Origin of the sequence: Haladaptatus sp. AB618, from assembly GCF_024136965.1 — an archaeon.
Taxonomy (GTDB): domain Archaea; phylum Halobacteriota; class Halobacteria; order Halobacteriales; family Haladaptataceae; genus Haladaptatus.
This window is the reverse complement of record NZ_JAMYJX010000002.1, coordinates 352,422-377,634: the sequence shown is the minus strand read 5'-3', so window position 1 is coordinate 377,634 and position 25,213 is coordinate 352,422. Positions and strand designations below refer to the sequence as shown.

Annotated in this window: 27 protein-coding genes; 10 read left to right on the top strand and 17 right to left on the bottom strand. The window is 62.7% G+C overall.

Features of this window, described 5'->3' with window-relative positions:
• Window position 1: 1 nt before the first annotated feature.
• The 4 genes from trpC to NKF26_RS08745 are packed head-to-tail and all read left to right on the top strand — an operon-like array spanning window position 2 to window position 3,677.
• The gene (gene trpC / locus NKF26_RS08760; protein ID WP_066144188.1) at window positions 2-760 is read left to right on the top strand and encodes an indole-3-glycerol phosphate synthase; all 759 of its coding nucleotides are present in this window, start codon (window positions 2-4) and stop codon (window positions 758-760) included.
• A complete protein-coding gene (gene trpB / locus NKF26_RS08755) occupies window positions 757-2,034 on the top strand; it encodes a tryptophan synthase subunit beta (protein WP_253226628.1) in 1,278 nt (425 codons plus the stop codon). Before trpC ends, trpB begins: the two co-directional genes overlap by 4 nt.
• A complete protein-coding gene (gene trpA / locus NKF26_RS08750) occupies window positions 2,031-2,861 on the top strand; it encodes a tryptophan synthase subunit alpha (RefSeq protein ID WP_253226629.1) in 831 nt (276 codons plus the stop codon). Before trpB ends, trpA begins: the two co-directional genes overlap by 4 nt.
• Window positions 2,862-2,882: 21 nt before the next feature.
• Entirely contained in the window at window positions 2,883-3,677 is a 795-nt protein-coding gene (locus tag NKF26_RS08745) for a 2-amino-3,7-dideoxy-D-threo-hept-6-ulosonate synthase (RefSeq protein WP_066144194.1), read from the top strand.
• Between the two features lie 3 nt (window positions 3,678-3,680).
• Here the strand turns inward: NKF26_RS08745 and NKF26_RS08740 are convergent, their stop codons facing one another.
• Window positions 3,681-4,352 (bottom strand): HAD family hydrolase, encoded by a 672-nt coding sequence (locus NKF26_RS08740; RefSeq protein WP_253226630.1) that lies wholly within the window; start codon window positions 4,350-4,352, stop codon window positions 3,681-3,683.
• 118 nt (window positions 4,353-4,470) lie between these two features.
• On the opposite strand from NKF26_RS08740, the gene NKF26_RS08735 reads away from it, so the two are divergent.
• Complete coding sequence (locus NKF26_RS08735) at window positions 4,471-5,646, top strand: 3-dehydroquinate synthase II (protein ID WP_253226631.1); 1,176 nt, start codon at window positions 4,471-4,473, stop codon at window positions 5,644-5,646.
• Here the strand turns inward: NKF26_RS08735 and NKF26_RS08730 are convergent.
• From NKF26_RS08730 to NKF26_RS08710, 5 genes are all read right to left on the bottom strand, one after another.
• Window positions 5,633-6,061, bottom strand: a complete 429-nt coding sequence (locus tag NKF26_RS08730) for a zinc ribbon domain-containing protein (protein WP_253226632.1) — start codon at window positions 6,059-6,061, stop codon at window positions 5,633-5,635. The two genes, NKF26_RS08735 and NKF26_RS08730, sit on opposite strands and share 14 nt — an antisense overlap.
• Before the next feature lie 106 nt (window positions 6,062-6,167).
• On the bottom strand, window positions 6,168-6,551 hold the full coding sequence (locus tag NKF26_RS08725; protein WP_253226633.1) for a hypothetical protein: 384 nt from the start codon (window positions 6,549-6,551) through the stop codon (window positions 6,168-6,170).
• Window positions 6,552-6,660: 109 nt separating this feature from the next.
• Entirely contained in the window at window positions 6,661-7,335 is a 675-nt protein-coding gene (locus NKF26_RS08720) for a type I 3-dehydroquinate dehydratase (protein ID WP_253226634.1), read from the bottom strand.
• 30 nt (window positions 7,336-7,365) lie between these two features.
• The gene (locus NKF26_RS08715; RefSeq protein ID WP_253234186.1) at window positions 7,366-8,394 is read right to left on the bottom strand and encodes a site-specific DNA-methyltransferase; all 1,029 of its coding nucleotides are present in this window, start codon (window positions 8,392-8,394) and stop codon (window positions 7,366-7,368) included.
• Window positions 8,395-8,449: 55 nt separating this feature from the next.
• Entirely contained in the window at window positions 8,450-9,412 is a 963-nt protein-coding gene (locus NKF26_RS08710) for a transcription initiation factor IIB family protein (protein WP_253226636.1), read from the bottom strand.
• 248 nt (window positions 9,413-9,660) lie between these two features.
• Here NKF26_RS08710 and NKF26_RS08705 point away from each other — a divergent pair, with 248 nt between their 5' ends.
• Complete coding sequence (locus NKF26_RS08705; protein ID WP_253226637.1) at window positions 9,661-10,431, top strand: cobalamin-binding protein; 771 nt, start codon at window positions 9,661-9,663, stop codon at window positions 10,429-10,431.
• Between the two features lie 38 nt (window positions 10,432-10,469).
• Window positions 10,470-10,985, top strand: coding sequence for an inosine/xanthosine triphosphatase (yjjX, locus tag NKF26_RS08700; RefSeq protein WP_253226638.1), 516 nt, complete (start codon window positions 10,470-10,472; stop codon window positions 10,983-10,985).
• On the opposite strand, the gene NKF26_RS08695 is transcribed toward yjjX, so the two are convergent.
• On the bottom strand, window positions 10,982-12,802 hold the full coding sequence (locus tag NKF26_RS08695) for a flippase-like domain-containing protein (RefSeq protein ID WP_253226639.1): 1,821 nt from the start codon (window positions 12,800-12,802) through the stop codon (window positions 10,982-10,984). The genes yjjX and NKF26_RS08695 overlap by 4 nt on opposite strands.
• Window positions 12,803-13,020: 218 nt before the next feature.
• On the opposite strand from NKF26_RS08695, the gene NKF26_RS08690 reads away from it, so the two are divergent.
• On the top strand, window positions 13,021-13,260 hold the full coding sequence (locus tag NKF26_RS08690) for a hypothetical protein (RefSeq protein WP_066145204.1): 240 nt from the start codon (window positions 13,021-13,023) through the stop codon (window positions 13,258-13,260).
• Between the two features lie 129 nt (window positions 13,261-13,389).
• Here the strand turns inward: NKF26_RS08690 and NKF26_RS08685 are convergent, their stop codons facing one another.
• The 5 genes from NKF26_RS08685 to pyk all read right to left on the bottom strand — a co-directional run bounded on the left by NKF26_RS08685 (window position 13,390) and on the right by pyk (window position 18,110).
• A complete protein-coding gene (locus NKF26_RS08685; RefSeq protein WP_253234185.1) occupies window positions 13,390-14,004 on the bottom strand; it encodes a MarR family transcriptional regulator in 615 nt (204 codons plus the stop codon).
• A gap of 238 nt (window positions 14,005-14,242) precedes the next feature.
• A complete protein-coding gene (locus tag NKF26_RS08680) occupies window positions 14,243-15,436 on the bottom strand; it encodes an SPFH domain-containing protein (protein WP_253226641.1) in 1,194 nt (397 codons plus the stop codon).
• Window positions 15,437-15,517: 81 nt separating this feature from the next.
• Window positions 15,518-16,075 (bottom strand): NfeD family protein, encoded by a 558-nt coding sequence (locus NKF26_RS08675; RefSeq protein WP_253226642.1) that lies wholly within the window; start codon window positions 16,073-16,075, stop codon window positions 15,518-15,520.
• A 38-nt stretch (window positions 16,076-16,113) separates the two neighbouring features.
• Window positions 16,114-16,296 (bottom strand): hypothetical protein, encoded by a 183-nt coding sequence (locus tag NKF26_RS08670; RefSeq protein WP_253226643.1) that lies wholly within the window; start codon window positions 16,294-16,296, stop codon window positions 16,114-16,116.
• Window positions 16,297-16,361: 65 nt separating this feature from the next.
• Window positions 16,362-18,110 carry a pyruvate kinase gene (gene pyk / locus NKF26_RS08665; protein WP_253226644.1) on the bottom strand — a complete coding sequence of 583 codons (1,749 nt, stop codon included), beginning with the start codon at window positions 18,108-18,110 and terminating at the stop codon, window positions 16,362-16,364.
• A gap of 115 nt (window positions 18,111-18,225) precedes the next feature.
• Here pyk and NKF26_RS08660 point away from each other — a divergent pair, with 115 nt between their 5' ends.
• The gene (locus tag NKF26_RS08660; protein WP_253226645.1) at window positions 18,226-18,510 is read left to right on the top strand and encodes a GYD domain-containing protein; all 285 of its coding nucleotides are present in this window, start codon (window positions 18,226-18,228) and stop codon (window positions 18,508-18,510) included.
• 6 nt (window positions 18,511-18,516) lie between these two features.
• Here the strand turns inward: NKF26_RS08660 and metG are convergent, their stop codons facing one another.
• Together metG and NKF26_RS08650 are read right to left on the bottom strand one after the other, a co-directional pair.
• Window positions 18,517-20,577, bottom strand: a complete 2,061-nt coding sequence (metG, locus tag NKF26_RS08655; RefSeq protein ID WP_253226646.1) for a methionine--tRNA ligase — start codon at window positions 20,575-20,577, stop codon at window positions 18,517-18,519.
• A 385-nt stretch (window positions 20,578-20,962) separates the two neighbouring features.
• Entirely contained in the window at window positions 20,963-21,514 is a 552-nt protein-coding gene (locus NKF26_RS08650) for a VTT domain-containing protein (protein ID WP_253226798.1), read from the bottom strand.
• 88 nt (window positions 21,515-21,602) lie between these two features.
• Here NKF26_RS08650 and NKF26_RS08645 point away from each other — a divergent pair, with 88 nt between their 5' ends.
• The gene (locus NKF26_RS08645) at window positions 21,603-22,235 is read left to right on the top strand and encodes an HVO_2922 family protein (RefSeq protein WP_253226647.1); all 633 of its coding nucleotides are present in this window, start codon (window positions 21,603-21,605) and stop codon (window positions 22,233-22,235) included.
• On the opposite strand, the gene mfnA is transcribed toward NKF26_RS08645, so the two are convergent.
• From mfnA to NKF26_RS08630, 3 genes are all read right to left on the bottom strand, one after another.
• Window positions 22,230-23,288: a tyrosine decarboxylase MfnA gene (mfnA, locus tag NKF26_RS08640; RefSeq protein WP_253226648.1), complete on the bottom strand. Its 1,059-nt coding sequence runs from the start codon at window positions 23,286-23,288 to the stop codon at window positions 22,230-22,232. The genes NKF26_RS08645 and mfnA overlap by 6 nt on opposite strands.
• 36 nt (window positions 23,289-23,324) lie before the next feature.
• The gene (locus NKF26_RS08635) at window positions 23,325-24,782 is read right to left on the bottom strand and encodes an extracellular solute-binding protein (RefSeq protein WP_253226649.1); all 1,458 of its coding nucleotides are present in this window, start codon (window positions 24,780-24,782) and stop codon (window positions 23,325-23,327) included.
• Between the two features lie 143 nt (window positions 24,783-24,925).
• Window positions 24,926-25,144, bottom strand: coding sequence for a hypothetical protein (locus tag NKF26_RS08630; protein ID WP_253226650.1), 219 nt, complete (start codon window positions 25,142-25,144; stop codon window positions 24,926-24,928).
• Window positions 25,145-25,213 lie beyond the last annotated feature (69 nt).

Below are 25,213 nucleotides of genomic sequence, written 5' to 3'. Positions count from 1 at the left end.
AATGAACGTAGATGGTGCGCTCGCACCCGCGGTCGAGTCCATCCTCCGGACCGCTCGGGAGCGGGTACCGGACGAGGAGACCGAACGGGTGTCCGTGACTCCCCGTTCGTTTCCGGACGCGCTCGCGGCGGCGGCGGACGACGAACGGGTGCCGCTGATCGCGGAGGTAAAGCCGACCAGTCCGACGACGGAGGGCGAACGAAGCGACGACCCCGTCGAACTGGCCGAAACGATGGTCGAAAACGGGGCGGCCGCCCTGTCGGTGTTGACCGAACCGGACCACTTCGGTGGCGATCCGGAAAACCTCCGGCGAATCCGCGAGGCGGTCGACGTTCCCGTTCTCCGCAAGGATTTCATCGTTCGGGAGGAGCAACTGGACGTCGTGGAGGCCGACCTCGTCCTCCTCATCGTGCGATTCGTTGACGATTTGGCGGGTCTGCTTTCGGCCGCCGAAGAGCGCGGCTTTCAGGTGCTCGTCGAAGTTCACAGCGGGGAGGAGTTGGCGGAAGCGCTCGACGCCGGTGCGGACATCGTCGGCGTGAACAACCGTGACCTCGCACGACTGGAAGTCGATCTGGACACCTTCGAGTCGGTATCGCCCGCGGTACCGAACGACGTAACCCTCGTCGCCGAAAGCGGTATCACCACGACGGAGGACGCCCGTCGAATGCGGGATGCGGGCGCGGACGGCCTGCTTGTCGGAAGCGCGATCATGGACGGCGACGTGGCCGAGAACACGCGGAGGTTGGTCAACGCATGAGTGAGACGAACGAAGCGAACGAGAGGAACGCGATGAACGAAGCGAACGAAACGAAATTCGGCGAATACGGCGGCCAGTACGTTCCGGAAGTGCTGATGCCCGCCATCGAGGAGTTGCAATCGGCCTACGAACGCTACGTCCTCAATAACGAGGACGGTTTCATGGACGAGTTCCGCCGCCACATGCGGGACTTCGGCGGACGACCGACGCCGCTCCAGCGTGCGGACGCGCTGAGCGAGCGCTACGGGAAGGAAATCTACCTCAAACGGGAGGACCTGGTCCACGGCGGCGCGCACAAACTGAACAACGCGCTCGGTCAGGTCCTGCTGGCGAAGTACATGGGCAAGGAGCGAATCGTCGCCGAAACGGGCGCGGGCCAGCACGGCACCGCGACCGCGATGGCCGCCGCCTACCTCGATATCGACTGTGAGGTGTTCATGGGCAGAACCGACATCAACCGCCAGCGCCCGAACGTCTTCCGGATGCGAACCCACGACGCCGATGTCATCCCCGTCGATGTCGGGTCGGGGACGCTGAAGGAGGCCATCAACGAGACCATGCGCGACTGGGCGACCAACGTCGAGGACACCCACTACGTCATCGGGAGCGTCGTCGGCCCACACCCGTTCCCGAAGATGGTCCGTGACTTCCAGTCGGTCATCAGCGAGGAGTCCCGCGAACAGATCCGGGAACAGGCCGGACGACTGCCCGACAGCGTCGTCGCCTGCGCTGGCGGCGGGTCGAACACAATGGGCGCGTTCCACAACTTCGTTCCCGATGAGGACGTTTCCCTGTTCGCCGTCGAAGCGGGCGGGTCGGGACTGACTATCGACGAGGACGAGGGCGTCGCACCGAATTCGGCCTCGCTTTCGACCGGCGAGGACGGCGTGCTCCACGGGGCGCGGACGAAACTGCTCCAGAGCGAGGACGGACAGATACTCGAATCCCACAGCGTGAGTGCAGGACTCGACTACTCCGGCGTCGGCCCGGAACTCGCTCACCTCGTCGAAACCGGCCGCGTGACGCCGGTCAACGTCGACGACGACGCGGCGCTCGAAGCGTTCCACCGACTCTCGAAGTTGGAGGGGATCATTCCCGCGCTGGAATCGAGTCACGCGGTTGCTTTCCTCGAAGAGGTAACGGACTTGGACGAGTTGGGCGACCTCGTGATCGTCAACGTCTCCGGACGCGGCGACAAGGACCTCGACACGGTCATCGAGGAGAGCGAGAAACGTGGCATCGACGCGGCACCGAGCATGGAGGTTTTTGAATGAGCCACTCGAAATCAGACCTCGAATCGGCCTTTGCGGACGAACCGGCCCTGATTCCGTACGTCGTCGCTGGCGACCCGGGTATCGAGGAGACGAAGGAGTACGTCCGGGCACTCGTCCGCGGCGGCGCGGATGTGATCGAACTCGGCCTGCCGTTCTCGGAACCCATCGCGGACGGCCCGACGATTCAGAACGCCATCCAGCGCGCGTTGGACGGCGGGATGACCCCGCAAAAATATCTCGGCCTCGTTTCGGAGTTGGACGTGGACGTTCCCATCGTCTGCATGACCTACTACAATCTGATTTATCAGTATGGTTCCGAGGAGGGCGTCGAAGCGTTCGTCTCCGCCGCCGCCGATGCCGGTATCGCGGGACTCATCGTTCCGGACCTCCCCGTGGAGGAGAGCGGTCCGCTCCGACTGGCGTGTGACGAATACGGACTCGATCTCGTGTTCATCGTCGCGCCGACGACGACCGACAGGCGCAAGCGACGCATCTCCACGCAAGCGTCCGGATTCGTCTACGTGCAGGCTCGGATGGGAACGACGGGCGCACAGGCGGACGTGAGCGGCGATACGCACGAGAGCCTCCAACGACTGGCTGGAAGCGACTTGCCGAAGGCGGTCGGGTTCGGCGTGAGCGAAGGCGAACACGCCCGGGAGATCGTCTCGGCGGGCGCGGACGGCGTCGTCGTCGGGAGCGCGCTCGTCGACATCGTCGCCTCCGGTGAGGACGTCGCGGAACGCCTCGAAACCAAAGCCGCTGAACTCAAATCCGGGGCACGCGAAGGGAGACAGGATATACCGGAACCGGAACGAACTTCAAACTAGATTGGGACTCTTTAACATACTATGGACACAGGAATCACAGCACGACTCGACCGAATCGGGTCCGACGGGCGCTACGTTATCGTCCCGATGGACCACGGCATCACACTGGGCGCGGTAAAGGGACTGAAAGACATCGAATCGACCATCGACGCGGTGACACGGGGCGGTGCCGACGCCGTCCTCACCCAGAAGGGAATCGCATCGCGCGTCCACGACCACAAGAACGACGCGGGGTACATCGTCCATCTGAACGCTTCTACCGTTATCGGCCCGGACTCGAACGACAAACGAATGACCGGAACGGTACAGGAGGCCATCGCGGCCGGGGCCGACGCCGTGTCCCTCCACCTCAACGTCGGCAGCAACTACGAACCCAAACAGATCACCGACCTTGCGGAGGTCTGCGATACGGCGAGCAAATTCGGGATTCCCGTCCTCGCCATGTCCTACGCTCGCGGACCGGGGATCGACGAACACGACGCCGAAAGCCTCGGCCACGCGGTACGATTGGCGGAGGAACTCGGCGCTGACGTGGTGAAGACGGCCTACAGCGGTGACCCCGAAAGCTTCGAGCACGTCGTGGAATCGACGCGCCTCCCCGTCGTCATCGCCGGTGGTGCGCCCGAGGGCGACAAGGCGACCCTCGAAGCGGTTCGCGGCGCGATGGACGCCGGGGGCGCGGGCGTCTCCATCGGCCGGTCGGTCTTCCAGCACGACGATCCGGAAGCCATCGCACGGGCGGTTTCGGGCGTCGTCCACGACGACCTCTCCGCCGAGGACGCGCTGGACGAAGCGGGGCTGTCGGTCGAAGTCTGATTTCTACAGGATAGTCGGAAATTCCGCGAGCGACGGGAGCGTGTACGTCGGTTCGGGGGTTGGATTCGTGACCCGTTCTTCGTAGGGGACCCACACGGAGTCGATACCGAAAGCGTTCGCCCCGGCCACGTCCGCGCGGAGTGAATCGCCGACATGGATCGTGTTTTCCGCGTTCACATCGAGTTCGCTCAGGGCGCGCTCGAACGGCGTCGGGTCCGGTTTCGGCGGAACCCCGCCACGAGGGTCGACGAATACGTGCGTGTCGAAGACGTCGGTAATTCCGAGCGCCTCCAATTTGACGGTCTGGGTCTCCTCGTCCCCGTTCGTCACGAGGGCGACGTTCGTCTCGCTGGCCGCTTCCAGCGCCGCTTTCGCGCCGGGGCGAAACGAAACCGCGGAATGGTCGAGACACGCCTCGTACGCGGAGGCGAGTTCCGAAGCGTGTGCGTCCTCGACACCCGCGTTTCGAGCGGTGGCGTCGAAACAGAATTCGTAGAACTCGTGTGGCGTTTCGGCGGTCGGGATGCCGTCCACTGCCGCGACGATATCGTCGAGCGTACAGTACTGTTCGACGGAAACGCGGTCGAACGCCTCCGCGACGAGTGCCTCCTCGTCTTGGTCCGAGACGCACAGCGTCGAATCGAGGTCGAAGAGAATCGCGTCGAAATCGGTCATTTGGTAGTGATATTCGAGGCGGAAGAAAAACCTACTGAGTACGAACTTGCGACGACAGCGATAGCGAGAAGTTGCGGATTCCGCCACGTTCAAGCCATACGACTGCGAGCGATTCAGCATGACACGCTCCGTATGGTTGAAAGCCGACGACAGCGTCGGCGATTGGGAGACTCGACGCAAACGCATCACGGCCGGTTTGGAAGCCGGTGTGGACTGGATTTTGGTCGACGATGACGATGTCGAGCGCGTTCGAGAACTCGGTGACGTGAACGTGGCGGCGTTCCATAGCGATGGGGACATCCACGTCTTCGACGCGGAGGAGGACGGAGGCGAGCGCGAGCGCGCTGACGCCCGAATCGTCGGAAAGAACGGCGAAGGAGATGGGACGGTAGACCTCCCCTCGGATTTCTCCGGCTCCGCCGACCTCTCGACGCTCAGGCGTGAGGACGAGGCGGAAGGTGCCTACGTCCGAATTCTGGGCGAGGAGTACGAATCGTTCGCCCAAGCCGCGGCGGAGGACGCCGACTATACCGTCATCGTCGGCGAGGACTGGACCATCATCCCGCTCGAAAACCTCATTGCGCGCATCGGCGAGGAGACGGAACTCGTCGCGGGTGTCACGAACGCCGAGGAGGCACGGACCGCCTTCGAGACGCTGGAACTCGGCGCTGACGCCGTGCTGTTGGACAGCGACAACCCGGACGAAATTCGCTCGACGGTGGAGGTGCGCGACGCCGCCGAACGCGAGACACTGGAGTTGGAGTGGGGTGAAGTCCTCGCCATCGAACAGACCGGCAGCGCGGACCGCGTCTGTGTGGATACCGGATCGTTGATGGAACACGACGAGGGGATGCTCGTCGGATCGATGTCCCGCGGTCTCTTCTTCGTTCACGCCGAGACGGCCGAATCGCCCTACGTCGCCTCGCGCCCCTTCCGGGTAAACGCGGGCGCGGTTCACGCCTACGTCCGCGTCCCCGACGGCGGGACGAAATACCTCGCTGAACTCCAAAGCGGCGACGAGGTCCAGTTGGTGGATACCGACGGCAACACCCGCGAAGCGGTGGTCGGTCGGGTGAAGATAGAGAAACGGCCCATGTTCCGGGTGCAGGTGGAAACGAAGGACGGCGACCGGGTGGAGACGCTACTGCAGAACGCCGAAACCATCAAAGTCGCCACGCCGGACGGGAGAAAGGCCGTGACGGACCTCGACGTCGGCGACGAGGTCAAACTTTTCTTGGAGGGCGGCGCACGGCACTTCGGCGAGAGCGTCGAAGAGAGTATTATCGAGCAGTAGATTCGGCGTCTATCGACGACGAACACCACTGACAGAAGTCGAACTCCGGATCCACTTTCCGGCCGCAGTTGGGACAGCGTACCGTCCCGTCCACCGCCTCTTGGACGACGCGGTTGTTCCGAACAGCGGACCAGTACGCGTCGACGATGTTGCAGACCGATACGAACAGGAGCGGGAGGGAGACATCGAGGCCGAGGTTCTGGGTCGCCTGTGAGTAGGCGGCCATGTCGTTGTTCTGAATCGCGACGGATAGTTCGTTAGCCACCGCTGGAGGGATGAAGAAGTAGGCAGTGAGCAACATGAATCCGAACCAGAGGAACCCGCGAAGCCACTGACGGAGGTAGAAATGCCCCAATCCCGGATAGACGAAGGAACCGAGGGCGGCGAGCCATGGGCGTTTTTTCTTCCGTGTCACTAGTCGTTGATAGCTGACGGAGTGTGTTAAACTCTTCCGATGTGGTGAGTTGCCCAAGTATTCCCTCGAAAAACGGAGTCAACGAACGTAGTGAGGGGTGGTCGGTTCAGTGAAAGTGCCGTCCGGCGGCCTCGCCGAACTCGCGGAACGTCCTCCTGACGGCGCTCAGGCCGAAGAGGTTCGCGAGTCCGAAGACCACGAAAAGGAGGCCGCCGAACGCATAACTCGGGTCCGCAGGTTGGGCGAGGGTCGTCCAGAGGAGAACCATCACACCGGTCGCCGCGAAGGGGAGCGAAACCGCGCCACGATAGCGAGACGTGTGGCGAACTTCGAGGAACGCGACGCCGATAGCTGCGAGGAGGGAGACGAGTCCGACGTTCGATGCGTGGAGTCCGGCGGCCGCACCGAGGAAAACGCCGAACCCGCCGACGAGGGTGGCGACTCCGCTCAGGTGGGAGCGACGCCGTTCGATGGTATGAGCAGGGACCATATGTTCGGGTACGATTCAGTTCATTATCATTTTTTCCCTCGATGGCCGGCGTGTGACAATCGATTCGTCGCGCGCGACGGTCACGGATAGGGAGCAGGCGTCTCCCGAGCTATTTCCCTCCCAACTCGTCCACAAGCCGCGACAGGGTGGCCAAATCGTACTGTCCCGGCGCGGTCGCGTCGGCCAGGTCGAGGGGTGCGTAGCCGATTTTCGACCCGTAGATGGGGGCGACTGCCCGCGAGTGGCGACCGGATTCGCCCATGGCGAGGGTGGCGACGGTTCGGCCGTATTCCGTGAGGAGGTTCGTCACGCGGAGTACGTCGAGCACGTCCGAACGGGAGTGGGCGGTGACGGCGAGTTTTCCCACGTCGGCGTGGTCGGTGCAGTTTTCGAGCAGTTCGCGCATCCGTTTCTGGGAGGGTGTCGCCTCGAAATCGTGGACCGAAGCGACGACGTGCGCGTCGTTGTCGCGTGCGTGGGCGGCGGCTTCCTTGCCCTGCTCCGTGAGCAGAGTTTCGAGTTCGACGTCCACCGCGACGACTGACGGATGTTCGGCGGCTATAGCCAGGTCGTCCAGTCGCTCGTCACCGGTGGCCTCGCCGCCCTCCCACGCGGCGCGGTTGGTGGCGATAATGGGGAGTTCACCGTCGTAGGCGGACAGCGACGGGAGCGGGTCGTCCGCGAGGTCCATTCGAAACTCCACGAGATCGGCGTGGTCGCGGGCAGGAGGTTCGTCGCCGAGGTCGGCCGTGCTCACGGCGAGCGAAAAGGAATCGAAGTTCATGGCTTCGAATTCGCGTCGATGAATAAAAGATTACTCGGAGTACGGTTCGTGTGTGGCGAAAAATCGCGTCCCGTCGCGTTCCACGCCGCTCACCTCGTACAGCAAAATATCCCGTTCCTGGGCGGTCTTGACGGGGAAGTCGTAGTTACGGGCGTCATATTTGAGCTGTCCGTCGTGGTCGGAAACGAACTCGCGGTGGTCGTCGAGTCGTTCGCCGACGATTTCGCGTGAGAGTTCCTCGACGGCGGCGACCCGCTCCGCGAACAGTTCCGTGAAGTCGGCTTCGAGTTCGTAGCCGACGGAATTTCGCCCGGCGACCATCGCGGCGAGCGAGGTGGTTCCAGTCCCCCAAAACGGGTCGAAAACCGTGTCGCCGTAGACGGAAAACATGGAGATGAGGCGGTACGGGAGTTCGAATGGGAACGCCGCCGAACGCTCGCGGAGGTCGCCGTGGTCCAGCAACTGCTCCTCGCCGCGGACGTTCGTCCAGAGGTCGGAAAACCACTCGTTTCGCTCCTCCCAGAAGTACACCGACTCGTAGCGGTGGTCGATACCGGGTTCGAATTCGCGGGTGTCGCCGTTACGGAAGACGAGGAGGTATTCGTGTTCGAGCGCGGTGTACGCGTTCGGCGGGAGCATCCCCGACCCCATGAACTTCGTCAGGCGGTTCGACGGCTTGCGCCAGAGGATGTCGGGGAGGGGTTTGAGTCCCCGCTTGCGGAGATGGCGGAGCACTCGGGCGTGGTTGGGAAACGACTGGAAGGTTCCGTCCACCTTTCGCGTCGCATCGCCGACGTTTACCACCGCGATTCCGCCGGGCTTCAACACGCGAGTGACTTCGGCCCAGACGGCGTCGATTTCGTCGTGCATCAACTCGAATGCGGTATCGCCGTCGCCTCGCTCCAGCGCGGTTTCGATGGCGGAGTTCACCTCGCCGAACAGGTCGTCCCACATCTCGATCATCGGATAGGGGGGCGACGTGACGACGAGATCCATCGAATCGTCGGGAAGCGAGTTGTCGCGTGCATCACCGACGTGAATCTCGTGCTCGGTTTCCATTGCAGTAGCTTCCTGAATGTATCGGCGCGGCGTAAAAACCTCTTTTCAAACTCGTCTACAGCGCAACGGTTCCTTCTTCGGCTTCGAGCAACTCGTGGTAGCGGTTTCGGATGGTGACTTCGCTGATGTCGGCCACGTCGCTGACCTCGGCCTGCGTGGTCTTCTCGTTGGTCAACAGCGCGGCGGCGTAGACGGCGGCGGCCGCGAGTCCGACGGGCGATTTCCCGCTGTGAACGCCCTGTTCCTTCGCGTTGCGGAGGAGTTCACGGGCGCGATGTTCTGCCTCGTCCGAGAGTTCGAGTCCGGACGCGAATCGTGGGACGTAGCTCTCGGGGTCGGCGGGTTTGACTTCGAGGCTGAGTTCGCGCACGACGTAGCGGTAGGTTCGTGCGACTTCGCTCTTCTCGACGCGGCTGACCTCGGTGATCTCGTCCAAACTGCGCGGCACACCGGCCTGTCGGGCGGCGGCGTACACGCACGAGGTCGAAACGCCCTCGATGGAACGGCCCGGTAGGAGGTCCTCGTTCAGTGCACGGCGGTAGATGACGCTGGCCATTTCGCGGACGTTGTCCGGGAGGCCGAGCGCGCTCGCCATGCGGTCGATTTCGCCGAGTGCCTGCTTGAGGTTGCGTTCCTTGCTGTCGCGGGTGCGGAAGCGCTCGTTCCACTTGCGGAGGCGCTGCATCTTCTCGCGCTGGCGGGAACCGAGCGAATTACCGTAGGCGTCCTTGTTTCGCCAGTCGATGTTGGTCGAGAGCCCCTTGTCGTGCATCGTGTTCGTCGTCGGCGCGCCGACGCGGGACTTCTCGTTTTTCTCCTTGGCGTCGAATGCGCGCCACTCCGGTCCGCGGTCGACGTTGTCCACTTCGACGACCAGACCACAGTCCTGACAGATGGTTTCGCCGTGGCCGGAGTCGGCGATGAGCTTACCGCTACATTCGGGGCAGGTTTGGCCTTTCTGCCCGCTTTTCTCTACTTCGGATTCGTTGCTTCTCGTTCGAATACTCGTGTTTTGCATGTGCAGTACCTCCTCAGAGGGAGCGTCGGCTACCGGGCAGGTTAATCCCGAAAAACCCGGATACCGCAGTCTTAACTCGTGGTTATGACGAAAGGTACTTAAAGAATTCGTTTTTGACGCCCCGTGTGTTCGTGAAACAGTCACACGGGGCGTGAAGTCGCCGTTTGGCGTCAACCGAGCGAAATGTTTAAGAAGGGATTACCGGCCGGTAACGAACTGTTTACCCACAACGGAACGAATCGATTCCCATGGAGTCAACCCGCGTCGTGTCGCTCGCACCGAGTGTCACCGAAATCGTACGGGAACTCGACGCGACAGACATGCTCGTCGGCGTCACGCACCACTGCCGAGTCGATTCGGACGACGTTCCCGCGGTCGGCGGGTGGCTGAACCCGAATTACGAGGCTATCCGAGCGTGTGACCCGGACCTCGTCGTTACGACCGACTCGTTACAAGCGGACGTGCGCGACGAACTCCGTGACCGTGACCAGCGCGTCGTCCACGTCGACCCGCGAACGCTCGGCGACGTCATCGACTCGTTCGCGACGGTCGGCCGGGCACTCGGGAAACCGCAAGCGGGACACGACCTCGCGTGGCGTGCCCGGAGTCGTATCGAACGTGTTCGCCGATTGGTGCGCGGGCGGCCGAGACCGACCGTCTACTGCGAGGAGTGGTCCGAGCCACCGACCGCCGCCGGAAACTGGGTTCCCGACGCGGTGCGGGCCGCTGGCGGGGAGTATCCGTTTCTGCCAGCGGGGGAGCGCTCCCGCGAAGTGGATTCGGCGGACGTCGAGGCGGCGAACCCGGAACACGTGTTCCTCCACGTCTGCGGACGAGGGGAGCGAAGCGACCCCGAGGCCGTCCTCGACCGTGAGTGGGAAATTCCAGCGGTCGAGAACGATGCCGTCCACGTCCTCGACGACTCGCTGTTGAACCAGCCGAGTCCGCGACTGCTCGATGGCATCGAGACGATGGCCCGGATACTGCACCCGGACGCCATCGAGCCAGCCGACGACTGAGTAGCAATCACCAAGTCGGCGGACGAGAGACGACGACCATGCGAATCGGAGTCGGCAGTGGAAACCCAGTGAAAGTGGCCGCAGTGGAAGCCGCCCTCGGTGGGCGATTCGACGCTCGCGTCGAATCCCTCCCCGTCGAGTCGGGGGTCGCGGAACAACCGTTCGGAGAAGGAGAGACCGTCGAGGGAGCGGAGAATCGCGCCCGGCGAGTCGTCCGTTCCGGGGAGTACGACCTCGGCGTCGGTTTGGAAGGCGGCGTCGCCGAGGTTTCGGGAACGGACGGATTGTATCTCGTCATGTGGGCCGCCGTGACGGACGGCGAGACGATGGGCCACGGTGCCGGACCGCGACTACAGCTTCCGGAATCGATCGCCGAACGGATACGGGACGGCGAGGAACTCGGCCCGGTGATGGACGACACCCTCGGCGAGGACGACGTGGCGAAAAAGCAGGGTGCGGCGGGAGCGCTCACGGACGGAATCATCGACAGACAGGAAGCGTTGGAACACGCGGTGGCGGGGGCGCTCGCCCCGTTCGTCACCGAATTCTATTAATCGTCGAGCGAGGCCGGTTCCTCGACCGACACGTCACGACCCTCCTCGACCGCTTGGGTCAGCGAGACGTTGAGCGAGAACATCGACCCGACGCCGCCGACGAGCGTGACGACGTTCTTCACCGCGTGGTCGACGATGGCCGCGCCGAGTGCGACCTCCCACGGAATCGGGGTCAGACCCGCGACGAAGACCGTGAACGCGGCCTCGTACAGGCCAACGCCGCCGGGTGACAGCGGAAGGACCTTGGCGAGGTTGCCGACGCTGACGGCGAAGAAGCCGATGGCGACCAGCGTGACGAGGGTCAGCGACACGTCGCGGAACGCGGTCAGCACGAGGATGGCCGTCAGCACGTCGAGCGACCAGATCGCGAGACTGCTCAGACCGACGCTCGCGAAGGCTTCACGGTCGTTTGCGACCATCTGCACGTCGCCGGTGAAGCGCTCCACGATGCCCGCGATGTGGTTCGCGTACGAGTCGGAACTGACCCGCGTGACGAACGAACGGACGAGGTTGCTGTCCGAACGCGCGCTGGCGATGATGACGGCGACTGCCGCGATTGCGAGGACGCCGACACCGGCGGCGACGTACACCGCGGTTCGTGCCGCTTCCGCGTGTTTCGCACCGGTGACGGCCTGTACGATGGTGGCCGCCTGTCCCGTCACGGTCAGTCCGATGAGGACGACACCGGCGAGGACGGTTATCGTCAGCAGGTCGAACACCCGTTCGACCGCGAGCGACGCAAAGCCGGACGGGTACGGGATGCTGCGCCGAGCCTTCATCACGTAGGCACGGACGCCGTCACCGAGTCGGGCGGGGAACACGAGGTTCCCGGTCTGGCTGATGAATATCGCGCCGGTGAGGAAACCGGTGCTTTCGGTGTAACCGAGTTTTTCGAGGATGTTCTTGTACCGAACGCCGCGGAGCGGCCACGAGAACACGTACACCACGGCCGCGAGAGCGACCAGTGCGAGGTTCGCGTGCTCCATCTGGTCGAGCACCTTCCCGAGCGGGAGGTATCGACCCATCAGCGCGACGGCGATGATGGTCAACAGGACCCCGACGGCCATGGAGACGCCGCGGGTGATTCGCGGTGCGACGGTGAACTCCCACCAGCAGCGACCGATCTGGCTCCCCATGCCGAACACGTCGCGGACGAGGTCCACCTTCGTGTCGCCCTTCGGCGTCCAGTCCACGGAGAACTCCTTGATTTTGTAGCCCTTGCGCTGTGCCCGAACGAGGACTTCCGTGTCCCAGAACCAGTGGTTGTCCCCGACGTCCGCGAGCACGTCGAACAGGGCGGTCCGGTCGAACGCCTTGAACCCACACTGGTGGTCACGAAGGTCCGAACGGAGGAACAGACGCGTCAACCCGTTGAAACCACGGCTCGCAACGTCACGTTTCGCCGGGCGGTCGGCGACGTTTTCGGGCATCCACCGCGACCCCGTCGCGAAGTCGTACTCGCCGGAACGGACGCTCTCGACCAATTCTTCGAGATGTCGCATGTCCGTCGCGAGGTCGGTGTCGAAGTAGACGAGTGTCTCTCCGTTTGACTCTTCGAATGCGCGATTCAATGCTCCTCCGCGTCCCAACCGTTCGTCACTGTGGAAGTGGCGAACCCGTTTGTCCTGGGCCGCCATTCGATCTGCGATTTCCGGCGTTCGGTCGTCACAGCCATCTTCGGCAACGATCACTTCGAAACTATCTGGAGGGAGAAACGATTCCAATGTGTCGAGGGTTGTCTCGACGGTATTCTCTATGGTCGCCTCCTCGTTGTACGACGGAAGGACGACGCTCACCTCTACAGAACCACCGCTCATTATGGAACTGTCTCACCCTCGCACCGTAAGTAGCTTCTGGGCCACGGTTGTCATGAGTCAGAGCGACACATGCCGCGAAACGTGGCGTTAACCAACCGTACCAACCACCCCCGCGGGAGGAATTATATTCACATATATTTTCACAGAAATCACAAGAGGGCGTGGCGTTAACCGCTCGTACCAAACCCACTAAGGTCGTATCCATCTTTTACAGTAGTATGAGCACCACGACTGCTGGTACGACGACGCTTACTGACAAACAACAGCGAATTCTCCGTTACCTTCGTGAAAACGGCACGACAAAAACCTACTTCAAGTCCCGACTCATCGGCGACGAACTCGGACTGACCGCGAAGGAAGTCGGCACGAACATGACCGCAATCGCGGACGGAAACTTCGACGTGGAAGTCGAGAAGTGGGGCTACTCCTCCTCCACGACGTGGAAAGTCAGCGCATAATCGCGACGCGTCGTCCCAGTCGGTTTTCCGCCCGGCACCGGCCGGGCCCGTCATCCATTCGTCTTCACGAAAGTCGTTACTCCCAAACGAAACGGAAACGACGATGAGATGTCGAGAAACGGCCGATTTTCAGGGATCGAACGAAATCAGATTCGATGCTTCACCGGCGAACTGCTCCGCGTTCGCATCGAACGAATCAGCGTAGCGGACCAGCAGCGTGATGAGCGTTTCCGGGTGTCGAACGGCGTAGCCGTTCTCACGCGAGAGCAGGCCTTTTTCGTCCAAATCGGCGGCGTATTTGCTCACCGTCGGTCGGGAGACGTCGAGCGCGGCCGCGAGGTCACTGCCGGTCGCATCGGGGTTGCGGAGCAGTTCGATCATCATTCCGCGCGGCGTGTCCCGTCGGAGATAGCCCAACGCGACCTGTTCGAACGCCGAAAACTGTTTGGCCGGGAAGAATCGCCGGTAATCGCCATCCCGGTGACTTTCGACCACGCCGAGTTCCACCAGTTGCCGGAGGTGGTGTTGTGTCTCGCCGGTGCCGAGTTGCAGGTCGTCGCGTATCTTCGAGAAATGAGCGCCCGGTGTCGTCGTGACGTAGCCCGCAATCGCGTCGCGGGCTTCGCTCTGCCCGCCGGAATGGTTCCCCTCGGCGAGTTTTGCGAGCGGCGCGGCAGCCCCTAAAACCGCAAAGCGGCGGAGGGTGGCGCGCTTATTTTCATCGACGTTCCCGTGCTTAACCATCTATACATCGGTACAACCGGGGAACGTAAAACAGCTTCGTTTGGGAGACAATTACAATCGAGTGGTTCCGAGCAGGGCGAGAAGTACGATAGGGGTCAAAACATCAGTAATCAAAATCGCGACACGATTGCATTATCCGGACTGCGGTCGTCGTTCACTCGACCGTCACGGCGTGAGCCATATCGGCGTGTGAAAACGGCGTCGCAGTCGATACGCGGAAAAACGGAGGGAGGGCAGTTTACTCGACTTCGGTTTCGAGTTCGGTCTCTTCTTTCGACTCGGAATCCTCGTCTTGATCGGATTCCATCTCGCCGCCCATCTCGGCGTCCATCTCCTCGATGACCTCGTCGGCGCTCTTGATTTGGGCCTTGTCCTCGCCTTCCTTGATGGCCTGTGCCTGTTTCTCCATCTCCTCGACGTCCATCTCGGCTTCCTCGTCGATCTGTCCGAGGATTTCGTCGATGTCGTCGAGACCGAGCAGTTCGCGGGTCTCGCCGTCGAAGTCGAGGCTGTCCAACTGCGACTCTCCTTCTTTCACGTCGCTTCCGGTCAGGTGCTTGCCGTAGCGGCCGACCAGCGAGGAGAGTTCCTGCGGGAGGACGAACGTCGTGGACTCGCCCTCGCCGATGGCTTGGAGCGTCTCCATTCCCTTCTCGATGACGGCGCGTTCACCCATCGACTCGGCGGACTTCGCGCGAAGCACGGTCGAAACCGCGTCACCCTGTGCTTCGAGAATCTGGCTCTGCTTTTCACCTTGCGCGCGGATGATGTTGGACTGCTTGTCACCCTCCGCCGTCTCGATGGCGCTGCGGCGTTCACCCTGCGCTTCGAGAATCATGGCACGGCGTTTCCGTTCGGCGCTGGTCTGTTGCTCCATCGCCTGCTGGACGTCCTTGGACGGGTTGACCTCACGGACCTCGACGCTCTCGACGCGAATTCCCCACTCGTCCGTGGGTTCGTCGAGTTCGCGGCGGATCTTCGCGTTGATCTCCTGTCGCTTGTTGAGCGTGTCGTCGAGTTCCATGTCACCGAGGACGGCACGAAGCGTCGTCTGGGCGAGGTTCGAGACGGCACGCTTGTAGTCCTCGACTTCGAGGAACGCCTTCTTCGCGTCCATCACCTTGATGTAGACGACGGCGTCGGCGGTCACGGGCGAGTTGTCGCGCGTGATGGCCTCCTGTCGCGGCACGTCGAGCGTCTGAGTCCGCATATCGAAGCGGTAGGTCTTGCTGACGAACGGCGGCACGAAGTTGATACCCGGTTCGAGGAGTTTGCGGTACTCCCCGAAGACGGTTAGAGCGCGCTTCTCGGTCGCCTGCACGATTTCGACGGCCTGCCAGACCGTAACGATAACGAGCAGTAACAACAACAGTGCGACGATCATTAGCCCCCCAGTCAGTGGGGCGCTCTGCAGGGGTATTGTGGGCAGCATTACGTCCTGATGTTGGGATACATACTTGTTAAGTATTCTGCTACTTTATCCTATATGATCCGACAATAAAAGGGAAGAGAATTACAGTTCCTCGGTTTCCCGCTCCGCACGGTCCGTCTCGGATCGGTTCGCGTCGGTTCGCCCGCGTGCGAGTTCACGGTCGATAGGGTCCTCGATGAAATCGACGGGTTCGACCGTGACGACGTTCCCGCCGCCGGGGTCCATGACCATCACTTCCGTTCCTTCCGGAATCTCGCCGTCCATGGTTCGGGCGGCGTAGTAGGGGTTGAAGCCGCCGCTGTCCAATTTCACCTGTCCTTCCGAACGCGTCACGCGTTCGGTCACGTGGCCGGTGGTCCCTTTCAAGGAGTCCGAGTCCTTCGTCCTCCCGGACCCCTTGCCGCCGTAGAGGTCGAGGTGACGATAGCCGTAGAACGATATCGCGCCGAACGCGAGGACGAGGAACGAGAGCACGAACGGTTGGGCGAGCGGCGGAAAGAGGAACGCGACCAATCCAGCGAGCAGGAGCGCGATGCCGACGACGATGAAGTGTGCGCCGGGAATGAGCGCTTCCGCAAGCGTGAGCCCCGCGCCCGCGATGACGAGCAAGAGCGCGAGCGAATCGAAGGGCGATGCCATGATTGGGGATTGGTGTCGAACGATTAAGGGTTTGTGGGTTACGCGACCCCGATGGCGTGGAGAAAGACGTACAGAACGGTAAGGGCACCGAGGAGAACGAACAGCACGTTCTCGGCCGATGGGGACCCCGGTTCGAGGGGTTCTTCCTCGGAGAATATGTCGGATGGCGTGTCGTCGGCATCCTCACCGACGTCCTCCACGTCGTACTTCCAGTCGGACATACGTCAAGATACGCGACGGGCAACCAAAAGGCTGGCTACGAAAGGATGGACGACGAAAAAACGGATTACGACCGGTCGGAGGAGCGGACGTCGCCCTCGTACACGACGCCGCGTTCGGCGTCGAGGGTGATCTCGTCGCCGTCGTCGACGGTCGGGCCGAGCGGTGCGCCGCTTATCATCGGGATGTCGAGTTCGCGCGCGACCAGTGCCGGGTAGCCGGTCATCCCCGGGCGGGAGTCCACGATACCAGCGATACGTCCGGTATCGCCGGTGAACTCGCCGTCGAAGTCCGGTTCGAGGACGAGAATCCCGCCGTCGGTGATCTCCGAGAGGTCGCCGGTCGAGGAGCGCGAGACCGGACCGGCGGCCTGGCCGCGAACGACACTGCGTCCGGTGGCGATGGTTTCGGCGGCGACGTGGACCTTCAGCATGTTCGCCGTATCCGAGCCGTCGAGTTCGCTCATCATACCCGTGAGGACGACGACGGTATCGCCGCTTTCGGCGACCCCGGCATCGAGCGCGGCTTGGACGCCGTCCTCGACGATGTTCTCCACGCTGTGACCGAGGTCGGTGTACTGGGCGTTGACACCCCATGACAGGGCGAGCGTGCGTCGAACCCGGTCGTTCGGCGTCGTCGCCACGATGGGCACGCCGGGGCGGAACTTCGCCACCTTCAGCGCGGTGTACCCGGATTCGCTGGCGGCGACCACAGCACTCGCGCCGATGTCACGGGCCAGATAGCGGGCGGAGCGAGCGATGGCGTCCGTTCGTGTCTCGTCACCGGCCGGAACGCGCTGTTCGAGCGTCTCCGCGTACTCGTCGCTCCCTTCGGCTTCGCGGACGATCCTGTCCATCGTCTCCACGACGCGGACGGGGTGCTCGCCGATCGCCGTCTCGCCCGAGAGCATGACGGCGTCGGTGCCGTCGAGGACGGCGTTGGCCACGTCGGAGGCCTCCGCGCGCGTTGGGCGACGGGAGTGAACCATCGAATCCAGCATCTCGGTCGCGGTGATGACGGGGACACCTGCTTGCTGGCACGTCCGGATGATGCGCTTTTGGATCATCGGCACGTCCTCCATCGGGCACTCGACGCCGAGGTCGCCGCGCGCGACCATCACGCCGTAGGCCGCGTCGACAATTTCCTCCAGATTGTCGACCGCGCCGCTCCGCTCGATTTTGGCGATGATGGGGATGTCGGCACCGAACTCCTCCAGCACCTTGCTGATCTCGTAGACGTCGTCCGCGTCACGGACGAAGCTCGCGGCGACGAAGTCCACGCCCTTCTCGGCCGCGAGTTGCAGGTCGTTTCTGTCCTTCTCGGTGACGACGCTCAGCCCCAGTTCGACACCGGGGACGTTGACGCCCTTTCGGCTGCTGAGGTCGCCGCCGCTTACGACGTGCGCGACGACGGCGTCTCCGTCGATCTCCTCGACTTCCGTCTCGATCCGGCCGTCGTCCAGCAGGACGGTGTCCCCCGGTTCGGCGTTCGTGATGGAAACCGAGAGGCCGACTTCCTCCGGCGTCGCGTCCTCACCCTCCACGAACCGAACCGTCGAGCCGGTTTCGAGCGTGATTGGCTCGTCCACTTCCGCCGTTCGAATCTCCGGACCTTGCGTGTCGAGCATGGCCGAAAGCGGATTCTCGGTCGCTTCGTCGACCTTCCGAATCGTGTCGATGATCTCGGCGCGGTCCTCGCGTGAGCCGTGGCTCGCGTTCACCCGCGCGACGGTCATTCCCGCGTTCGAGAGTTCCCGAACCATGCTCCGAGAATCGGAAGCGGGCCCGAGGGTACAGACGATTTTCGCATTTCTCATGAACGGCAATTGGTGTGGACACTCAAAAAAACCCCACAGTTAACTCGCAGACGAGTTTATTCCGTAGCATCCCTGGCCACAATCGATATTTGTGTTGCCTTCGAAACGATGAAATATGTCGAAGTACGCGTCGCTCGTTACTGTCGAGCAGAACTATCAGAACGTTCAAGAGCTGGCGTCGATCTGGGGAGACATCCGAAACGAACTGGAGACGCACGAGACGACCCTCGAATCGACCTACGCGATCCTCGGGGAGTACGACTTCCTGCTCATCATCGACGCCGAGGACCGCGATGCGGCGTATCGAGCATCGCTGTGCATCGAGCGCTACGGGCTCGATATGCAGACGATGGAAATCCTTCCGATGGAGGATTTCGCGGGACTGGTCGAAGACCTCTAAGTTCGGTTACTTGATCTTCGTTCCCGGTTCGGCGTCGGCGTGCGTCGTCAACAGGTCGGCGTCCTCGCCCGCCGCGAGAACCATTCCGTCGCTCTCGACGCCGAACAGTTCGGCCTTTTCGAGGTTGGCGACGACGACGATTTTCGTGCCCGGCAACTCGTCCACGTCGTGGAGTTGTTTGAGACCGGCGACGATCTGTCGCGTCTCGCTGCCGATATCGACTTCGAGTCGCAGGAGTGCGTCGGCACCCTCGATCTCTTCGGCCGACTCGATGCGGCCGACGCGCAGGTCGAGATCCTGGAATTCGTCGAAGCTGATCCTGTCGTCCGAGATGGGTTCTTCGTCGCTCACGGTTTCATCTTCGTCTTCCTCGTCGTCGGTTGTAGCCGCTTCGATACGCGCATCGAGCGTCTCGTTCAGTTCCTCGACGCGCTCGTCCTCGATCTTGGCGAACAGTTCTGTCGGCTCGCCGAAGTCGCCGCGCGGCGCTTCGAGCGCGTCCGCGACCTCGGTTCCGTGGACCGACCCGTCCTCGCCGAGTTGCGTCCAGAGCGCTTCGGCCTTGCCGGGGAGAATCGGCTCGAACAGCACGGCGAGCGCCTTGGAAACCTGTACGCAGTCGTAGATGACCTGTTCGGCCCGCTCGGGGTCCTCGTCGGTCAGCTTCCACGGTTCGTTGCGCTGGATGTACTCGTTGCCGAACCCGGCCAGTGCGGTCGCGGCGTCGCCGAGGTCCTTGAGCGAATAGTCGTTGACGGCCGCGGTGAACTCCTCCACGGCTTCCTCGATTCGCTCCGTCACCTCGTCGCTCGCCTCGGCGTCCGGCGCGCCGTCGTAGTTCCGCGCCGCGAACAGCAGGCTTCGATAGACGAAGTTGCCGACCGTTCCGACGAGTTCGCCGTTGACGCGCTCCTGGAACCGGTCCCACGAGAAGTCCACGTCCTGCTGGAACCCGCCGTTGGTGGCGAGGTAGTAGCGCAGCAGGTCCGGGTCGAAGCCCTCGTCGAGGTAGTCGTCGGCCCAGACGGCGCGGTTGCGACTGGTCGAGAAGCCCTTGCCGTTCAGGTTGACGAAACCGCTCGCCATGACGGCGCGGGGTTCGTTGTACTCCGCGACGTGGAGCATCGCTGGCCAGAAGACGGTGTGGTGCTGGATGATGTCGCGGCCGATGATGTGGACGATTTCGCCTGCGTCCTTCCACGTCTCCTCCCAGTCGTAGGTGTCGGGGCCGACGCGCTCGGTGTACTGTTTCGTGCTGGCGATGTACTCGATGGGTGCGTCCACCCAGACGTAGAGCACGAGGTCTTCCGTCCCATCTTCCTCCCCAGGATAATCGATTCCCCAGTCCATATCGCGGGAGATACACCAGTCCTGGAGTTCGCCCTCGATCCACTCTCGGGGCTGGTTCTTCGCGTTGCTCGTCCCTTCGAGTCGGTCGATGAACTCCTGCAGGTACTCCTGCAGGTCCGAGACGCGGAAGAACTTGTGCGTCCGCTCGCGATACTCCGCCGGGTTTCCGGTGCGGGTGCTCGTCGGGTCCTCGATTTCGCCGGGTTCGAGGTGCCGTCCGCAGCCCTCGTCACACTCGTCCCCGCGCGCGTGGGCACCACAGTACGGGCAGGTCCCCTCGACGTAGCGGTCGGGGAGCGGGTCGTCCTCGATGGGGTCCCACGCGACCTTGATCTCCTTCTCGTAGATGTACCCTTCCTCGTCCAGTTTGCGGACGATTTCCTGGGTGAGTTCCGTGTTCGTCTCGTCGTCCGTATGGCCGTAGTTGTCGAACTCGATGTTGAACTTCGGGAACGTCGCCTCGTACTTCTCGTGGTGGCGAAGCGCGAATTCCCGCGGCGAAACGCCCTCCTTCTCGGCGTTCACGGCGACCGGCGTGCCGTGCATGTCGGACCCCGAAACGAAGGCCGTTTGCTGGCCGAGCGTGTCGAGGGCGCGCGAGTAGACGTCACCGCCGACGTAGGTTCGGAGGTGTCCGATGTGGAGTTCCCCGTTCGCGTAGGGAAGCCCACACGTCACCACCGCCGGTTCCTCGGTGGGAAAACTGTCGTGGCTCATACTATCGTCTCCTTCCTTGCGGGTGTAAAACCCGCCGATTTCGTGTGTTCGTCATTGATGATGTGGTCGCTGCTGCGTGATATTCGTGTAGCGGTCGCTCTCGAAAACCGGAATCGACGGGTTTCACCCCCGAAAACCGACCGTGGCCGGCCCAGAAGGATTCACCCGACGCTATCGGCGCATGCGCATAGCGAATCGGGTGAGGTGGGCCGTCGAACGCATACCACGCAGTAGGTTCGTTATCGTATATAAACACTTGGCCGCGAGGAGGATTTTGGTTTTCCGTGACGACGGAAAGAATCGTCTTCAGCCCCGAATTTACTCTCGAGAAATCACACTCACGATCGCAAAACGCCACCCAATTCGCAACACCCGTTCTCGCCGTTCAGATCGACAGAACGCCTTTGGTGATGAGCAACACCAACACGAGCCGTCCGACGCTGCCCGCAAAGGACGCCAAGGCGAACTTCACGTAATCCGTCTCCAGGATCGAGAAGGCGTAGATGGAGATGGTATCGGGGAAGCCGGGGACACATAGCGCGCCCGCCAGGCCGAAGTAGCCCCAGCGTTGGGCGAGTGCGACGGTCTTCCGTTCGGACCACTCCACGATGTCGATCCGCGAACGGCGGAGTGCGCGGATGACCGGGCCGGACTCCTTGGCCTCCTGGCCGATGTGGAACGCGAACACGCTTCCGGCGGCCTTGCCGAACCCGCTGACGAGAATGATGAGCGAGTACCGTCCGATTTTCCCGATGCCGAGGTCGAGGGGGGCGAGGAGGACGATTTCGCTGGGGAGGGGCAGGAGGAACGAGATGAGAAAGGAGTAGACGGCGATGAAGACGACACCGACCCACCCGGTAGCGGTTTTCACGGCGGCTTCCAACCCGCCGAACGACCCGAGAACGACGCCCCCGGTGAGGGTAGGGGAGAGCGGAATAAGGGTATCGAGCACATCAGTAGGTCGGCAACCGACCGACGTAAAGGTTGAGCTTGAAACCCGGGAGACGACGGGCTGAGCGCCGATAGTGGCAAACAGACTCATGGCGGACGAAAACGAACCGAAACGCGTGAACTCGGACAGAGAATATCGCGTCACGGTTCATCCGACGCTGCAAGCGCGGGTAGCGTACACGGACGACCGCTCGGCGATGACGGTGACGGTCGAGTACCGACGCAACGGGAAGTGGGAGGAATCGGCGGGAGACATCGAACTCCGGGGGCGGCAGATCGCCATCACCCGCGATGGCGAGTCGCTGCTGGAGAAGCAGTTCGACGCCGAACTCATCGAGGAGTACGGCTCATCGGTCGTCGGATTGGTCCGGCGACTTACGAACCGGGGCAAACGGACAGTAGAGTCGGAGGGGAAACGGGACGAAGACGAGAAAAGTTCCGAACCGGACTCGTGGCCCGTCGCGGTCACACAGGACGACGGGAGCGTCGTGGAAGCGCTGCGCCCGCCGGCACAGGCGACGTTTCAAGTGTACAAAGATCACGCCGGGGAGTGGCGCTGGCGGCTCGTCCACCGAAACGGCAACATCATTGCCGACGGCGGCGAGGGCTACTCGTCGAAACGCGCCGCGAAAAACGGAATCAAGAGCGTCAAGCGGAACGCCATCGGCGCACCGATGGAGGAGACGGAGGAACCGGCCGAATCATAGGTTCAGCGAATCTAGGTCGGCGACGAACGTCTCCAGCATCGAACGGGTGACGTGCGGCATGCAAACGATTCGGAGTTCGCCCGACCCTGTCGGAGAGACGCGCCAGCCACGCTCCTGGAGTGCCTCGACGGTCTTTCGGGGCACGTCGATGGCGACCAGCGGGAGCACCGGGTCGACCACATCGTAGCCGCGGGATTCGAAGGCGTCGGCCACCCACTCGGCGTTGGCTTGAGAGCGTTCGTACTGCTTTCGGTAGCCGTCGGACCACAGTTCGTCCATCGCGGCCCACGCGCTGGCTACCCCTGCACCGCTCCGCGTTCCGGTCAGCGTGGCTTGCGAAGTCGATTCGAGGTACGGCGTTTCGACGGCCAGCGCATCGAGCACGCGGGATTCGCGGGCCACGAAGCCACCCGCCGGAACCGCCGCCTGTCCCATCTTGTGTGGGTCGATACCCATCGTATCGACCGCGGCGTGGTCGAAGTTCCACTCGTGGTCCGTGAACGGGAGGACGAACCCACCCCACGCGGCATCGACGTGGAGCAACGCTCCGGCGTCGTGTGCGATTTCGGACAGCGCCGGAATCGGATCGACGCGCCCGTATTCGGTCGTCCCAGCGATGCCGACGACGAGAACGGTATCGTCGTCAACCAGTTCCGCCATCGTATCGGGGTCGGCGCGCCGGTCCCCGTCCACCGAACCGAGTCTGAGTTCGACGCCCAGTACGTCCGCCGCCTTCTGGAAGCTGAAATGTGCGCTCTCGGGGGCGACGACGTTCGGGTCGTCGCTCTCGGCGATGTTCCGCGCGGCGCGGACGGCTTGGATGTTGGCTTCGGTCCCGCCGCTCGCTATGTAGCCGTGCGGGTTCGACAGCCCGGTTATTTCGCCGAGCAGCGAGACGGCTTCGTCTTCGAGCGCGGAAACGGTCGGGTACGTCGTCGGGTCGCCCGGGTTCGACGCCAGAAACCGTTCGGCGGCGTCACGGGCCGCTGGATGGGGTTCGGTGCACATCGACGAAAGGACCCGGCGGAACGACTGACTCGCGGCCACCTGCATACCGAAAAATTCGACGGGACGGGTTTATCGGTTCCGTTATGCACTGCCCACGCGGTTGTACCCCTCGATCTCCTCGATCTGTGACTGGAGTTGGCGCATCGCCGCCTCGGGCATCATTCCGCCCGAATACGCCTCGTGGACGAGTTCTGCTATCTTCGTCGATTCCTGTGTCCACGCGACCGTCACCGGCCGCGGAATCGCGTTGGCTCCGGCGATTCTGAGCGTGTCGACGTGATCGCCGACGACGGGAACCTGCCGGGCCGCCTTCGACTCCAGCACGCTGACCTCCGGCGGGAGGAGTCCGATGTTCTCGAACAGCATCAACTGAATCCGCTCGTCGGTCATCGCCTCCATAATCCGGAGCACCGCATCCAATTTCTCCGTGTTCGGGTTGACCGCCATGTGCCATCCGCCGAGGGCCGACGTCGAACCGCCGATGCCGGGGTATTCGGATTCCTTCTCGCTCACCGCGTACGGTATCGGCATCACGCCGAGTCGGTCGCCGAGCACGCCCTCGGCCCCCGCGCTGGCGATGGCGTACGGCCAGTTGCGGTGCATCACGGCGTCGCCCGCCGTAAACGGACCGAGCGAGGAATCCTCGATCCACTGGAGGACGCCGGTCGGCGAGATTTTCCCGGCGTAGCCGTCGAGCGCGGCGGGGTCGCCCTGCCCCCAGATGAACGTCCGAATCATCCGAATCGAATTCATCACGCCGGGGTCGTCGATGGTCACCGGGCGCTCGCCGATGGGACCGAAGAGGTCCTTTCGCCCGCCGAAGTACGCACCGCCCCACGAGGTCATGAACTCGTTGAAATCACAGCATGACAACCCCTCGTAGAGGTCGGCTTGAAACGTGTAGCCGTACGGCACTCCCGACTTGTCCATCGCGTCCTTCGTCGCGTGCGAGAACTTCCGCCACGAGATGGGGTTTTCCGCCCAGTTCTCCGCCTCCGGTTCGTATCCCGCCTTCTCGACCAAGTCCTTCCGATACAGCATCACCCCGAAATCCGGATACAGCGGAATCGCGTACAGGTCGCCGTTCGGTCCCGTCGCGGTCGAAACGCTCGCCTCGAAGTAGCCGTTTTTCACCCGGTTCACCAGCGATTTCGGCAGGTGCTGATCGAGGTTCAGCAGTTGGTCGCGGACGACGAAGTTCAGCGTCCATCCACTGTCGGTGAGCAGCATATCCGGGTTGGCGAGGTTCCCCGACAGCCATCGCGTGTACTGTTCCTCGCGGATGTCCGTCTCCTCGGTTCCGGCGATGACGTCGATGTTGATATTTCTCGGCAGGCCGACCTCCCACAACAGTTCCTGAAGCGGTCCGGCGACCGACGCCAAATCCGAGTCCGCACCCCACTGGACGGATATCGGCGCGCGTTGTGCGCTCGCCGTTCCACCGGTAATCGCGACGGTTGCGCCGCCCGCACCGACCGCTTTCAGCACGTCGCGGCGCGAGACGGTCCGTTCTTCGTGTCCCCCGTGTTCCCCCCTCATCGTGTTCCCCAATGAAATACGCCGTCAGTGCTTCTTAGCGTTGCGGCGGGGTATCTCCTCGCTGTGTGTCCGTCGGGATGGGAGGAGGGACCCCGGCGGTCCTCTTCGCCCCGCCTGAAAACGAATCGGATCGTTGAGGTAACTCACACCCGCGCGTTCCATTCGGACTGGAGCCAGTGGATACCGCGCCAGAGGTAAAGGAGAAGGCCGAGAACGACGAAAATTCCGGTGGTGAGCAACAGTGCATGTCCGAGTAGCGGTGATTCGATGAGATGGAGTTGGTATGCCACCGACGCCGCTCCCCAGAGGATCACAAACCCGAGATAGACGATAGAGAGGAATAGCAACAATCGTCGTCGCATGAGTTAGTGTTCCGTCATTACCCTACCGAATACAATAATCGTTTCGCTCGACATCGTTCAAACACAGCC